14 protein-coding genes are annotated in these 12,711 nt (G+C 61.7%); 7 read left to right on the top strand and 7 right to left on the bottom strand.

The window, feature by feature from the left end:
- Window positions 1-18: 18 nt before the first annotated feature.
- Window positions 19-975, top strand: a complete 957-nt coding sequence (locus tag RMO51_RS13620) for a transketolase C-terminal domain-containing protein (protein ID WP_310395469.1) — start codon at window positions 19-21, stop codon at window positions 973-975.
- 283 nt (window positions 976-1,258) lie between these two features.
- Here RMO51_RS13620 and RMO51_RS13615 read toward each other — a convergent pair whose 3' ends face one another.
- The 4 genes from RMO51_RS13615 to RMO51_RS13600 all read right to left on the bottom strand — a co-directional run bounded on the left by RMO51_RS13615 (window position 1,259) and on the right by RMO51_RS13600 (window position 3,792).
- Window positions 1,259-1,843 carry a dihydrofolate reductase family protein gene (locus RMO51_RS13615; RefSeq protein ID WP_310395467.1) on the bottom strand — a complete coding sequence of 195 codons (585 nt, stop codon included), beginning with the start codon at window positions 1,841-1,843 and terminating at the stop codon, window positions 1,259-1,261.
- Between the two features lie 320 nt (window positions 1,844-2,163).
- A complete protein-coding gene (locus tag RMO51_RS13610) occupies window positions 2,164-2,547 on the bottom strand; it encodes a DoxX family protein (protein ID WP_310395466.1) in 384 nt (127 codons plus the stop codon).
- Window positions 2,505-2,858 (bottom strand): DoxX family protein, encoded by a 354-nt coding sequence (locus RMO51_RS13605; protein ID WP_310395465.1) that lies wholly within the window; start codon window positions 2,856-2,858, stop codon window positions 2,505-2,507. The genes RMO51_RS13610 and RMO51_RS13605 overlap by 43 nt, the downstream gene beginning before the upstream one ends.
- 292 nt (window positions 2,859-3,150) lie before the next feature.
- Window positions 3,151-3,792 (bottom strand): hypothetical protein, encoded by a 642-nt coding sequence (locus tag RMO51_RS13600; RefSeq protein WP_310395463.1) that lies wholly within the window; start codon window positions 3,790-3,792, stop codon window positions 3,151-3,153.
- Between the two features lie 125 nt (window positions 3,793-3,917).
- Here RMO51_RS13600 and RMO51_RS13595 point away from each other — a divergent pair, with 125 nt between their 5' ends.
- The 4 genes from RMO51_RS13595 to RMO51_RS13580 all read left to right on the top strand — a co-directional run bounded on the left by RMO51_RS13595 (window position 3,918) and on the right by RMO51_RS13580 (window position 6,910).
- Window positions 3,918-4,466, top strand: coding sequence for a sigma-70 family RNA polymerase sigma factor (locus tag RMO51_RS13595; protein ID WP_310395461.1), 549 nt, complete (start codon window positions 3,918-3,920; stop codon window positions 4,464-4,466).
- Window positions 4,467-4,529: 63 nt separating this feature from the next.
- The gene (locus RMO51_RS13590; protein WP_310395459.1) at window positions 4,530-4,997 is read left to right on the top strand and encodes a hypothetical protein; all 468 of its coding nucleotides are present in this window, start codon (window positions 4,530-4,532) and stop codon (window positions 4,995-4,997) included.
- A gap of 15 nt (window positions 4,998-5,012) precedes the next feature.
- Complete coding sequence (locus RMO51_RS13585) at window positions 5,013-5,501, top strand: hypothetical protein (RefSeq protein ID WP_310395457.1); 489 nt, start codon at window positions 5,013-5,015, stop codon at window positions 5,499-5,501.
- A 215-nt stretch (window positions 5,502-5,716) separates the two neighbouring features.
- On the top strand, window positions 5,717-6,910 hold the full coding sequence (locus RMO51_RS13580; protein WP_310395682.1) for an aspartate aminotransferase family protein: 1,194 nt from the start codon (window positions 5,717-5,719) through the stop codon (window positions 6,908-6,910).
- A gap of 100 nt (window positions 6,911-7,010) precedes the next feature.
- Here the strand turns inward: RMO51_RS13580 and RMO51_RS13575 are convergent, their stop codons facing one another.
- On the bottom strand, window positions 7,011-7,472 hold the full coding sequence (locus tag RMO51_RS13575; protein WP_310395455.1) for a TerB family tellurite resistance protein: 462 nt from the start codon (window positions 7,470-7,472) through the stop codon (window positions 7,011-7,013).
- Window positions 7,473-7,705: 233 nt separating this feature from the next.
- On the opposite strand from RMO51_RS13575, the gene pfkA reads away from it, so the two are divergent.
- Both pfkA and RMO51_RS13565 read left to right on the top strand, forming a co-directional pair.
- A complete protein-coding gene (pfkA, locus tag RMO51_RS13570) occupies window positions 7,706-8,677 on the top strand; it encodes a 6-phosphofructokinase (protein WP_310395453.1) in 972 nt (323 codons plus the stop codon).
- 146 nt (window positions 8,678-8,823) lie between these two features.
- Window positions 8,824-9,672 (top strand): hypothetical protein, encoded by an 849-nt coding sequence (locus tag RMO51_RS13565; protein WP_310395452.1) that lies wholly within the window; start codon window positions 8,824-8,826, stop codon window positions 9,670-9,672.
- On the opposite strand, the gene miaA is transcribed toward RMO51_RS13565, so the two are convergent.
- On the bottom strand, window positions 9,654-10,565 hold the full coding sequence (gene miaA, locus RMO51_RS13560; protein WP_310395451.1) for a tRNA (adenosine(37)-N6)-dimethylallyltransferase MiaA: 912 nt from the start codon (window positions 10,563-10,565) through the stop codon (window positions 9,654-9,656). The two genes, RMO51_RS13565 and miaA, sit on opposite strands and share 19 nt — an antisense overlap.
- A 105-nt stretch (window positions 10,566-10,670) precedes the next feature.
- The gene (locus RMO51_RS13555; protein ID WP_310395449.1) at window positions 10,671-12,629 is read right to left on the bottom strand and encodes an OmpA family protein; all 1,959 of its coding nucleotides are present in this window, start codon (window positions 12,627-12,629) and stop codon (window positions 10,671-10,673) included.
- Between the last annotated feature and the right edge of the window lie 82 nt (window positions 12,630-12,711).

Below are 12,711 nucleotides of genomic sequence, written 5' to 3'. Positions count from 1 at the left end.
TAATCTCCCGTGCACCCCATGAAAGATTTCCCCTACACCGAATCCAAAGACACCCGCAGCGGCTTCGGCGCCGGCCTGCACGAGTTGGGCCAAACCAATCCGCACGTGGTGGCCCTCTGCGCCGACCTCACCGGCTCGCTCAAGATGGACGCCTTTAAAAAGGACTTTCCCGAGCGGTTTTTCCAGGTCGGCATCGCCGAGGCCAACATGATGGGCGTGGCCGCGGGCCTAACCATCGGCGGCAAAATTCCCTTCACGGGCACCTTCGCCAACTTCAGCACCGGGCGCGTCTACGACCAGATTCGCCAGAGCATTGCCTACTCCGATAAGAACGTGAAAATCTGCGCCTCGCACGCCGGCCTCACGCTGGGCGAAGACGGCGCCACCCACCAGATTCTGGAAGACCTGGGCATGATGAAAATGCTGCCCGGCATGACCGTCATCAACCCCTGCGACTACAACCAGACCAAGGCCGCCACCCTGGCCATTGCCGAGCATCACGGCCCGGTGTACCTGCGCTTCGGCCGCCCCGTGGTGCCCAACTTTACGCCCGCCGACCAGAAATTTGAAATCGGCAAAGCCTGGCTCCTGAACGAAGGCACCGACGTGAGCATCTTCGCCACCGGCCACCTCGTGTGGAAAGCCGTGTTGGCCGGCAAGCTCCTGGCCGAAAAAGGCATCAACGCCGAAATCATCAATATTCACACCATCAAGCCGCTTGATGCCGCCGCCATCCTCGCCTCGGTGCGTAAAACGCGCTGCGTGGTGACGGCCGAAGAGCACCAGATGAATGGCGGCCTCGGCGACAGCATCGCCCAGCTACTGGCCCGCGAAGAGCCCCTGCCCCTGGAAATGGTGGCCGTCAACGACAGCTTCGGCGAAAGCGGTACCCCCGACCAACTGATGGAGAAATATGGCCTCATGGAGGCAGACATTGTGCGGGCGGTGGAAGCCGTGCTGAAGCGGCGGAAATAATTTCCACCTCATTTGCAAAAAGCCCCCGCAACTTCAGAAGCTGCGGGGGCTTTTCGTTGCTAAGAGGGCAATGAGCAACGGCTTGGCGATGTGGCGGCATTTGAAAACCGTCCAGCCGGAAGCCGCTGCTGATAAAAAATACAAAAACCGATGTTGAGAACCGTAACTCGGTATTATTCGTCTGCCGAAGCTGAGGCCGAATAGCGAACAAAAAGTTGAAAATATACTCGTTGCCCCGCCATATTGCCAAACCGCCCGTTGTACGCAGGCTATGTTTCTTAATCTACTCAGCCTGTTGATCGGGTTGATAAATATGCAGTATTTCGCCTTTATAAAAGGTTTTGTAACTGGTGAGTTTTAAAGAAAAGAGTTTATATTCTTCAGGAAATAGTTTGTAGCCTCTTCCTATCGCAACCGGTACCGTTATCAGTTGTATCTCATCAAATAAATTTGCTTTTAATAACGATTGTGCTAAAGATAAACTGCCCCACACGATTATATTCTTGTCTTCTTTTTTTCTCAAGGATTTGATATGAGTAACAGCATCGTCTGCTGTTAATGAAATGTTTCCATAATCACCCCATTGCACCTTCTTTAAGGATTTTGAAAATACAATTTTGGGAATGCTGTTCATGGCTTCCGTTACGTGACTGTCTTCCTTTTTTGCCTTGGGCCAGTATTCGGCAAATATTTTATACGTATTAGCACCAAATAGAATCAAGTCAATGCTTTCAGTGAATGCGCCCTGATGTGCATCCACGTCTTTGCCCAACGTATGGTAAGTACCATCAAAAAAACCTGTTGTTTTATCCCTGTCTGCGCAAAAACCGTCAACGGAAATGTATTCCTGCAAAATGAGCTTTTTCATATTTTAAAACTTTTATCCATCGTTAGAAAGTTTGTTTCGATAACTTGCATACAGCATTCGGATTGCCCCTACTTAACGGCCCTGCAAGTAGCGGCAATCCGAATGCTGTGGCCGTCGAAGGGAGCAACGCGAGTGCGTTGAACGACGTGGGGGTAGATTTCGGCGGTTTTGCTGCTGTGGCCCCGCAAATCCTGGATGATGCGCGCGTTGTTGCCGACTTCTGAGGCACTGACAAGGGCCATTTGTTGCGGCTATGTAGCGGGAATACATTCCCTGCGGTTAATGCGCAAGCATCCGGCTAACCCGGCCCTCGCAGTTGCCTAAAGCGGCAGGGCCCGGTAGAAAATGTAAGCATTCAACACCATAAAGGCAAAAGCCGGCAGGCAAACTAATACGCTGTCCCCAATCTTGAGCCGGACGGCCACCCCCAGCAGCATGAGCAGGGCCAGGCCGCCCGCCGAAATCAGCATGATGGAATTCACGGCCAGGCCCACCAGCAGTCCTATTGCCCCCAGTACTTCTAAAATAGCCACCAGCTTCCCCTGTTTTTCCAAGCCGAAGCGCTTGAATTCACTTTTCATGTTGGGCGATTTGAAATAAGCAATTCCGTAGGCTAAAAAAGACAGGCTGGAGAGTAAAACAAGGGCGAGAAATAAACTCATTAGGAGAGTAAGTTTGAGGATACGGCCGCGACAAAAACGCATAGCACCAGAAGAACCAAAGAGGGCACTCGTTTGCTCCAGGGGTTGTGCACTTTGAAATGATAATACTGCGCGGCGGCCATCAGAAAACCCATCAGCAGCGCGGGAATCAGCACCAAAGCCGGGTACCAAATGCCCGCTACCAACAAAGTAGCCAAGATTATTTTAGACGCGCCAACCATGGTGCGCGTCAAACTCCCCAAGCCATACTGCTTGAATTCTTCGACAATGTTGTCAAATCGAAATACCCAAACGTACCCCACGGATACTGCAACGATGATTTGGGCGAGGTGGGCATAATCGTAGCTGTTCATACTGCTGTTGCTTTTGATGAATTGGGCTGGCCAGATACTGCGTTAGGGCTTCTTTTGAGTAATCATGGGTCCTGCGATAACCTGGCTGTTCGTGGCGTCTGCCGTGGCTATTTGGTCCGGTTGGTTACTTTTTAAACGCGCCGTGGCCCTTGTGGTTGCCCAGGGGGGCCACGTTCCGCTCGTTACCGCCGGGCCGTCGGAAATTCGGGCTTGAGCGGGTAGAGCTGGGACGTGACGGGTTAGCAGTAGCCGGCGCTGCCCCTGTGGGTTTGCTGGCGGGGCGTCAATGTAGTCATTCCGTTGCCGCAGCCTTTTGCTCATCGCGCAACTGCTTAGCCCCCTTGATTCCGCGAAAAATCATCACGCCAAAGAAAAACCGGATGAACAGGCCGCCCAGCCCCGGGCCACGTCCTTCGATGAAGAAGCCGCCCAGGGTCAGCAGGCTGTCCAGTACGAATAGCGCGAGGGCAGTGGTAAGCGCCAGAATGGAACGGCGGGTGTAGCCCAGCCATCCCAGCACCAGAAAAATGACGCCGACAATAATGGATTCCCAGCCCAGGCCGAGCCGTTCCAGGGCGGGCAGCTTGTACCACCCGGCCGCGGCGCCCAGCACAATGTTTAAGCCGCCCACAAATAGCAAGGTGTACCAGGCCTGTTTGAGTCTTTCCCGGGGGTGGGTGGCGCTGCCGGGCAGGGGCTGGCCGTCGAGCAGCAGCTCCAGTTCCTGGAGGCCCTGGCTGCGGATGAGCCGGGCCGTGAGCACGCGGCCGTCGGGCAGGGGGTAGCGGGTGCCGTTGGGCTCCTTGTTCAGGTTGGGTACCTGGCCCAGGGACTGCCCGTTGTACAACAACTCAAATTTGCGATAGAACAAGCCCCACGTAATGGTCACGATTTCAGTTTGCGAATCGTTGAGATAGTGCGTTTTAGTTGGCATTGGGCGGGGCGGGTGCTAGGCCGTTTGGGCGGGGCTGGTTCTTAATAAAGACTATTATTGTTGGCCCGATTAAACATTACGGACCTTGGTGCTTCCAAGATGTCGTTTTGGTAAGGGCCCCGCGTTTGGAAGACCACGAAATTCTCCTCAAGTTTCAAGACCCGGCATCGCGCAACCTCGCGTTCAACCAGCTCGTGCGCAAGTACCAGAGCAAGGTGTACTGGCACGTGCGCAAGATGGTGGTGGACCACGACGACGCCGACGACCTCACCCAGGACGTGTTCATCAAGGTGTGGAAGCACCTGGAAAATTTCCGGCAGGACGCGGCCCTCTTCACCTGGATTTACCGCATTGCCACCAACGAGTGCCTGAACTTTTTGGGCAGCAAGCGGCGTAAGTTCCTGCTGCCGCTCACCGACGTGGGGGCCGGGCTGGCCGCTAAAATCGAAGCCGACCCGGCCCTGGCCGGCGACGAGATTGAACTGAAGCTGCAACAGGCCATCCTGCGGCTGCCCGACAAGCAGCGCCTCGTGTTCAACCTGCGCTACTACGACGAAATGCCCTACGAGCAGATGGCCGAGGTAACGGGCACCAGCGTGGGCGCGTTGAAGGCCAGCTACCACCACGCGGTGAAAAAAGTGGAGGACTACGTGACCCGCAACACCGATGACTGACCCTGCGACACAATTATTTATTCGCGTAATTAAACGCCGTCCCCGGCTCCTCATCCAACCGCCATGAAACCCTCCTTTAAGCTAGACGCGCACCCTCGGCGGCCCCGCCCGCTGCTGAGCGAGCCGCCCGCTGGCTATTTTGACCAACTCCCCACGCGGATAATGGCCCGCTTGCCCCAGGCCGACGCCCGCGAAACGAGTGCCGACTGGGGCTGGCTGGGGCTGCTGTCGCCGGCGCTGCGCACGGGCCTGGCTTCCGTGGCCGTGCTGGGCGGCTTCGCGGCCTCGTTTTACCTGAGCGGCCCGCCGCCGGCTGGCCAGGGGGCGGCCACCGCGGCTGCGCTCGACGCCGTGCCCCACACCGAGCTGGTGGGCTACCTGCTCACGAGCGGCGCGCGCGTGGAAAACGCCGACTTGGCCGCGCTCACCGCCGCCGACCCCGGCATTGCCAACGGCTTCCTGCAGGCGTCGGACGAAGAGCTGACCGAGGCGCTGGACGGGCAACCTTCCGAAGACCTCACCTACTTATAATCTTCTTTTTTACTCATGTCCTTTATTTCAACAACGTTCCGTTTGCTTGGCCTGGCAGCCCTGCTGCTGGCTTTGGCGCCGGGCGCCCACGCCCAGGGCGGAGCCCGCAAGGGCCAGCGCCTGGCCCAAATCGAAAACGCTAAAATTGCCTTCATCACCAACCGCGTGGCCCTCACCCAGGACCAGGCCCAGCGGTTCTGGCCGCTCTACAACGAGTTTTCGGCCCGCCGCCGCGACCTCAACCGCAACGGCCGCCTGCTGCGCCGCGACGTGGCCGAGGGCATGACCGACCAACAAATCCGCGACAACTTCACCCAGTCGTTCACGCTGCGCCAGCAGGAGCTGAATCTGGAGAAGGAGTATTTTGACAAGTTCCAAAAAGTCATTTCGCTGCGTCAGGTGTCGCAGCTGTTTCTGGCCGAGCGCGACTTCACCAAGGAAGTCATCAAGCGCGTGGCGGGGCGGCAGGGCCCGGGCGGGCAGCTGCCACCGAGCGACGACTAACTCCCCACCCCGGAAATTCAACCCCGGCATTTCTTCAAAGCTTTCGAGGCCGCTGCCCCCGCAGCGGCCTCGTTATTTTTGCGGGATAATCTAAACCGGCGGACAGTGGTTAGGACAGGGCACCCCCGCTTGCTCACCCGCCCGCCGCCTACCCTCCCGGGCAACGAACCGCCAAAATCCGTTGCTCTCCGTTAAAATCCGTGCAACCCGTGGTCCTGACTCCCCGCCAACTCTTTCTGCGCCACCAGGCCCAAACCTCCGATTTCCCGCTGCTGCTGGAAATTGAGCGGGCCGAAGGCGTGTACATGTACGCCCCCGACGGCCGCCGCTACCTGGACCTGATTTCGGGTATCGGCGTGAGCAACGTGGGCCACCGCCACCCCCGCGTGCTGGCCGGCATTCAGGCCCAGCTCGACAAGTACCTGCACCTGATGGTGTACGGCGAGCTGGTGCAGGCCGTGCCCGCCCAGCTCGCCGAGGCCATCTGCCACACCTTGCCCGCGCACCTGGAATCGGTGTATTTCACCAACTCCGGCACCGAAGCCATCGAGGGCGCCCTCAAGCTGGCCAAGCGCCACACCGGTCGCACCGAGCTCATTTCCTGCCTCAACGCCTACCACGGCTCCACGCACGGCGCGCTGTCCATCACCGGCTCCGAGGATTTCAAGAACAGCTACCGCCCGCTGCTGCCCGACGTGCGTCACCTCCGCCACAATGATTTCGCCGACTTGTTCCTGATTACCGAGCGCACGGCGGCCGTCGTCGTCGAAACCGTGCAGGGCGAAGCCGGTGTGCGCATCCCCACGCCTTACTACCTGCCGGCCCTGCGCCGCCGCTGCCGGGAGGTGGGCGCCCTGCTCATCCTCGACGAAATTCAGTGCGGCTACGGGCGCACCGGCACCATGTGGGCGTTCGAGCAGTTCGGCATCGAGCCCGACATCCTGGTCTGCGCCAAAGGCATGGGCGGCGGCATGCCCATCGGGGCGTTTATTTCCTCCACGGAAATCATGAGCGGCTTCAAGACCAACCCAATTCTGGGGCACTGCACCACCTTTGGCGGCCACCCGGTGAGCTGCGCGGCGGCCCTGGCTACGCTGCAAGTCATTCAGGACGAGCAACTGGTGCAGGGCGTGGCCGCCAAAGCCGCGCGGTTCCGGGCGCAGCTGCGGCACCCCGCCATCCGGGCCGTGCGCGGCTGCGGGCTGCTCATGGCGGTGGAGTTTGACTCCTTCGCCGTGCTCAAGCCCATCATCGACCACGCCCTGGCGCACGAAGGCATCCTGACCGACTGGTTCCTGTTCTGCGACAATTCCCTGCGGCTGGCCCCGCCGCTCATCATCACCGATGCCGAAATCGACGAGGCCTGCGCGGCGCTGCTGCGGGCCATCGGGCACGTTGCCGGCGAGTAGCTGGTCGGGGGCCAGCACGCGGGCCCGGCGGGACAGCCCCGGGTGGGACTGCCCCGCCGGGCCCGCGTGCTTGGTACGCTAATCCCTCAGTGCTTACTGCTTACTGGGCGACGACGTTGGGACGCGGCAGCTCGTTGTAGTTGAGAAACGAATTGCTCTCTTCCTTGATGCGCTCGCGGGAGAGGCCGTCCTTCACGCCCTGCGATATTTTGCGGACCAGCACGCCCACAATGGCCTTGCGGAACCCCAGCTTTTCGGCCATCATGATGCAAAAATCCATTTCCGTGTCGTCCACCACGCCGTCGGCCAGCATCATGTCCACCAAATCAAAAATCTGGTCAAACCGTTCGGAGTCGTTGGTGGGCAGGTCGTTGCTGGCGCCCTTGGCGCCCGACACCAGCGCCTGCACGTCGGAGGCACTCATGCCGTTCTTCTTGCCCACGGCGGTGATAAACGCCATTTCCCGGGCGTCGATGTGGCCATCGGCTTTGGCCAGGGCCGCGAGGTTTAGCAAGTGACTCTTGATTTTTTTGGCCTGCTCATTCTCAAAGAAACCGAACATAAAACGTGGGAATTAAATGGTGAAGACTGGGTTAAGGGCCGGCGAGCCGATACGTGAAGTAAGGTACACGGAAAAATTCCTACTTGCTAGCTGTTGCCTACGCAAAAAGCAAAAAAAAGATAACCCCCGCTTCACGGGTATGCGGGCGACAAAAGCGGGCGTTTGCAATCGTTTCGCCAACTTTGCGAGGTTTGGGCGCCATTTGCACGCCCGCTTGTTTTAAGAAAGGCCAGATGAAGAGAATAGGAGTTTTTACCAGTGGGGGCGACTCGCCGGGCATGAACGCGGCCATCCGGGCGGTGGTGCGCACCGCTACCTACCACGGCATTGAGGTCTACGGCATCATGCGGGGCTACAGCGGCATGATAAAGGGCGAATTTGTGCGGCTCGACTCGGCCTCGGTGTCGAACACGGTGCAGAAAGGCGGCACCATCCTCAAGTCGGCCCGCAGCCAGAAATTCATGACCAAGGAAGGCCGCCAGCAGGCTTTCGACCAGCTGGTGAACAACGGCATCGAGGGCCTGGTGGCCATCGGCGGCAACGGCACCTTCACCGGGGCCATGATTTTTGAGGAGGAGTTCGGCATTCCCACGGTGGGGGCGCCCGGCACCATCGACAACGACCTCTACGGCACGGACTACACCATCGGCTACGACACGGCCGTGAACACGGCGCTGGAGTGCATCGACAAAATCCGGGACACGGCCGACTCGCACGACCGGTGCTTTTTTGTGGAAGTCATGGGCCGCGACTCGGGCTACATCGCCATCCCGTGCGCCATCGGGGGCGGGGCCGAAATCGTGATGATTCCCGAAACCCAGATGAGCGTGGACGTGGTCATTGAAACCCTGCAATCGGGGTGGAAACGCTCGAAAACTTCGTTTATCGTTATCGTAGCCGAGGGCGACGAGGAGGGCAACGCCACCAACGTGGCCGCCCGCGTGAAAGAAGCCATTCCGCAGCTCGACACCCGCGTTACGGTCATCGGCCACATCCAGCGCGGCGGCTCGCCCACGGCCGCCGACCGCCTGCTGGGCTCCCAAATCGGCATCGCTGCCGTCGAGGGCCTCATGAACGGCATGAAGAACGTCATGGCCGGCATCGTGGATAAAAAGCTGGTCTACACTCCATTCACGGACACCATCAACAAAAAGAAGCTGATTAACCAAAGCTTCATGCGGATGGTGGAAATCCTGAGCGTGTAGCGCTTTACCATTTCGTGATTATTTGCCACGGGAGCGCGGAGAGAAAGAATTAATGCGGATATTAGTCAGGCGTTACCGGGCCAGACCGGCGTTGCGGGCGAGTGGTGCGCCGGCTTGAATTTCCAACTTTATTTTCTCTTTCCGTTATGAAACATTCGCTACGTTTTCTGTTGGTTTTTGCGGTCTGGGCGGCTATCGGCTCGCGTTCGGCCCAGGGGCAGTGCCCGCGGTCGGTCCAAAGCAAGTGCACGCGGTCGACGAGTTCGTGCACCCGCGCGGCCCAGCCCCGGCCCGAACACGTGGTTGCGGCCGCTCCCGCGCCGCGCCGGCCGGCGCTGTTTCGGCTGGCGGCCGGCTCCAGCCTGAACGGCGCGGGCGACTACCCGGTGCTGAAGACGTCCGTTGAGTACGCGCCGCAGTTCGGCCGGCACTGGCGGCTGGGCTCGCGGCTGGCGTACATCGGCGGCGCTCAGCCGTATGATTTCGGCGAAGGCAACGTGGTGCCGCAATCGTACCGGGCCCTGAACCTGGAGCAGGAAGTGTACTGGCTGCCGTTTGGCCTCAACAAAACCGTGGAGTTCAGCCTGGGAGCCGGGGCTTTTGTTGGCTATGCTGAGCAGAAAGGCTGGTCTCAGGGCGGCTTTAACATGCCCGAGCCGAATGGAAACCTGGTATTCAACTACACCCCCGCTAACGAAAGGGGCTTCGGCGTGGGCTACATCGCCTCCCTTAGCGTGGAGTGCGCCCTGAATGAGGCCCGCACCTGGCGGGTGGGGGGCGGCTGGCCCTGCAAAACGATACCCGCGCCAACATCCTGCCCGGCGGCCAATTTCAGCTCAGCCGCGCGTTTTAACACTGCGGCTGCGTGTGAAAAAGGCCAGAATGCTGGAGGGGTAGAGGTGCGGAGGGTAGAACGACAGTCCTCATCTACCCGCTTGCTCTCGTATTTCCGCCCACCTTCTAACGCGCGCACCTCCTACAACTCCACCCACTGATACGCCGCGTCGCGGCGCAGCCAGGTGAGCTGGCGCTTGGCGTAGCGGCGCGTGTTGCGCTGGAGCAGGCGCACGGCTTCGGCCCAGTCGTAATTCCCGTCGAGGAAGCCGAAGATTTCCTGGTAGCCCACCGTTTGCAGGGCGTGGTGGTGGCGGTAGGGCAGCAGGCCGCGCACTTCATCGAGCAGGCCGGCGGCCAGCATGTGCTCCACCCGCAGGTTAATACGCTGGTACAGCGCTTCCCGCTCGCGGGTGAGGGCCACTTTCACGTTGCGAAAGAGCGGGTTTTCGGCGGGCACACTGGCCGTGTGAAAGCTGGAAAACGGCCGGCCGGTGGCACGGGTGATTTCCAGGGCGCGCACCACGCGTTGCGGGTTTTGCTGGTCGATGCGGGCGTGGGCCACGGGGTCGGTTTCGGCTAGCTCGGCCACCAGATGGGGCAGGCCGCGGGCGGCCAGCTCGGCGTGGAGCCGGGCCCGAACCTCGGGCGGCACCGCGGGCAGCTCGTCCAGCCCGTCGGTCACGGCCTGCACGTAGAGGCCCGAGCCGCCGGTGAGGATGACCAGCGGGTGTTGCCGAAACAAGGCCGTGAGCACCGCCCGGCAATCGGTGGCGAAGCGGCCGGCGCTGTAATCCCCGGCGATGCAGTGGCTGTCGATGAAATGGTGCGGCACGCCCTGCATTTCGGCCGGCGTGGGCTTGGCCGTGCCAATGCTCAGCTCCCGGAAAAACTGGCGGGAATCAGCCGACACGATTTCGGTGCCGAACTGCTGGGCCAGCCGCACGCAGAGGGCCGTTTTGCCCACCGCCGTGGGCCCGGCGATGGTGAGCAGTACCGGGCGCGGGTCGGCCGGGGTGGGGGCCAGTTGGGCGAGGATGGACGGGGGAAGCAAGGCTATAAATGGGAAAGCACGGCTGCGGCCAAACGCGCGCAGCCAGGGGTGTAAACGGCAAAAGTAGGCGTGGCCGCGGCCGGGTTCCGGTGCCCGGGGGCCAAGCTATTGCACGCTAACTATCCGAAACTCGACGCGCCGGTTGAGCTGGCGGGTGGCCTCCTGCAGGTTGCTGGCCACGGGTTCGGCTCCGCCCAGGCCGAGGCCGGTGATGCGGGCGGGCGCCACGCCGTGGTCGGCGAGGTAGGCCTTGACGGCGGCAATGCGCTGCTGGCTGAGCACCACGTTTTTCTCGGGTGGGCCCACGTTGTCGGTGTGGCCGCGCAGCTCGATGGTGACGCGCGGGTTGTCAATCAGCAGCGCCACCAACTTGTTGAGGGCGGCGTACGAGGCCGGAAGCAGGGCGGCCCGGCTCTGCTCAAACTGCACGTTGGCCAGCTTGAGGGTGGTGCCCACGGCGAGGGGCTGCAATAAAATGTCGCGCGCCAGCGCGCCGGGCGTGGCCAGCCAGGTGCTGTCGACGGAAAAATAGCCGGGGTGCTGGGCGTGGTACTCGTAGGTGCGGCCCGGCGTGGTGGAGTAGGCAAAAGTGCCCTGGGTGCTGAGCAGCACCGCCGTCCCCCCCTCGGGCCGGTCGAGCCGCAGCAGGGCCTCGGGCAGGGGGCGGCCGGTGCGGGCGTCCAGCACCCGGCCCTGCCAGGCAGCCGTGGCCGGCGGGGCCGGGCCGCGCCGCGGCGGGGGCACCACCCGGAACAAGTTGCAGCCGGCCAAATCGGTGTAGGTGCCGCTGCGGACTCGGGTGGCCTGCTGCCGCGCCAAATCGACCTGGTACAGCGCGTGGGGGCCGGCCAGGTAGAGGCGGCGGCGGCCGGCCGCGTCGTTCTGCATCAGCAAGTCGCTGTAGCCGCCGCGGGCGGGCAGGCCGGTAAGGGGGACGGGGGTGGGGGAGGGCTGCCGGGTCTTCAGGTCCACCTTGAACAAGGAGCCGTCGGTGCTGTACACGAGGTACATGGTGTTGGCGTCGTCGAGGCAGAAATTGCCGTGGGTGCCCGCGTTTGCAAAGCCGATGTAGGGATAAAAAGGCGCCTTGCGCAACGGGTCGGTGGTCCAGAGCACGGTTACCGTGCCGTCGAAGGGGCTGACTTTGACCAGCTGGTTGGCGTCGGAAGTCAGGAAGTACAGGTCGCCGTGGTCGTCGGTGGCGGCCGAAATCCAGACGTTTTCGGGGCCCTGGGCCGGGAGCTGCCAACTGGTGTAGCGGCCCCGGCGCGTGGCGGGGTCGTAGCGGTACACCCGCTCGGGGGCATCGGTGGGGGCTTTGGTGACGGTGTACAGGCAGTTGTCGAAGCCCTTGGCCAGCGCGTACGACTGGAAAGGCAAGGCCTGGCGGTGCACCACCGGCCGGCCCGTGGGGTCGCTGACCGAAAACTCGTGAATCGTGCGGCAGTCGTCTTCCCACTGCCCGTCGACGTTGCGCAGGGCGGCGATGCCGTACATTTTGTTGTCGCACCGCTGGTCGGCGTAGCGCCGGCCGGGCCAGGGAGCTTTGGTGAAAGCAAAGGAGGCAACCAGCTCGCGGGCTTCGGCCAGCAAGCGGCCGTCCAGGGCCGCGTCGGCGCGGTATTCCAGCCGCAGCTCGTAGCCGCCGCGCCACACCTGCCGCCCCACCACGTGCAGGCGCGCGGGGGCGGAAGCAACGGGCCGGTAGGTGTAGTCGTAGCTTAGTTCTTCGTAGCTGCCGGCGTTGCGCTGCTCAAAGCTGAGCACCTGGGCCTGGGGCAGCTCCCGGATGCGGCGCAGCACCGAATCGGGCCGGCCGTCGGCCAGCAGCCGCAGGTCGAGGCGCTCGTCGGGCAGCGGCTGCGCGGTGAGCGTGGCCTGGGCCAGGGGCGCGGCGGCGGGCGCGAAGGCGGCTTCCGCGCCCGCCGGGCGCTGGCGCACCTGCCAGGTGCGGGGGTAGCGGAGTTGGTAGCGGCCCTGCGCACCGGTGTACACGGCCGAAGCCGACTGCGCGAACAGTGCCGCGTGGCACAACAGGAAAACCAGCGTCAGACAAACCTTCATAAGCCGTGACGGCGGGGGAGTAGGGTCAACCATTCCAACGCAAATTACCGTGCGCGGCGTTCAGCAGCGGCGTTTTGCGCAG

Origin of the sequence: Hymenobacter sp. (genome assembly GCF_031398885.1) — a bacterium.
Classification (GTDB): domain Bacteria; phylum Bacteroidota; class Bacteroidia; order Cytophagales; family Hymenobacteraceae; genus Hymenobacter.
The sequence above is the reverse complement of the archived record's forward strand: the minus strand, read 5'-3'. Positions and strand labels throughout refer to the sequence as shown.

Coding starts and splice junctions, on each gene's coding strand:
- RMO51_RS13605 (WP_310395465.1), bottom strand. CDS start 2,858: ATGAACAGCTACGATTATGCCCACCTCGCCCAAATCATCGTTGCAGTA.
- RMO51_RS13600 (WP_310395463.1), bottom strand. CDS start 3,792: ATGCCAACTAAAACGCACTATCTCAACGATTCGCAAACTGAAATCGTG.
- RMO51_RS13610 (WP_310395466.1), bottom strand. CDS start 2,547: ATGCGTTTTTGTCGCGGCCGTATCCTCAAACTTACTCTCCTAATGAGT.
- RMO51_RS13620 (WP_310395469.1), top strand. CDS start 19: ATGAAAGATTTCCCCTACACCGAATCCAAAGACACCCGCAGCGGCTTC.
- pfkA (WP_310395453.1), top strand. CDS start 7,706: ATGAAGAGAATAGGAGTTTTTACCAGTGGGGGCGACTCGCCGGGCATG.
- RMO51_RS13615 (WP_310395467.1), bottom strand. CDS start 1,843: ATGAAAAAGCTCATTTTGCAGGAATACATTTCCGTTGACGGTTTTTGC.
- RMO51_RS13585 (WP_310395457.1), top strand. CDS start 5,013: ATGTCCTTTATTTCAACAACGTTCCGTTTGCTTGGCCTGGCAGCCCTG.
- RMO51_RS13590 (WP_310395459.1), top strand. CDS start 4,530: ATGAAACCCTCCTTTAAGCTAGACGCGCACCCTCGGCGGCCCCGCCCG.
- RMO51_RS13565 (WP_310395452.1), top strand. CDS start 8,824: ATGAAACATTCGCTACGTTTTCTGTTGGTTTTTGCGGTCTGGGCGGCT.
- RMO51_RS13575 (WP_310395455.1), bottom strand. CDS start 7,472: ATGTTCGGTTTCTTTGAGAATGAGCAGGCCAAAAAAATCAAGAGTCAC.
- RMO51_RS13555 (WP_310395449.1), bottom strand. CDS start 12,629: ATGAAGGTTTGTCTGACGCTGGTTTTCCTGTTGTGCCACGCGGCACTG.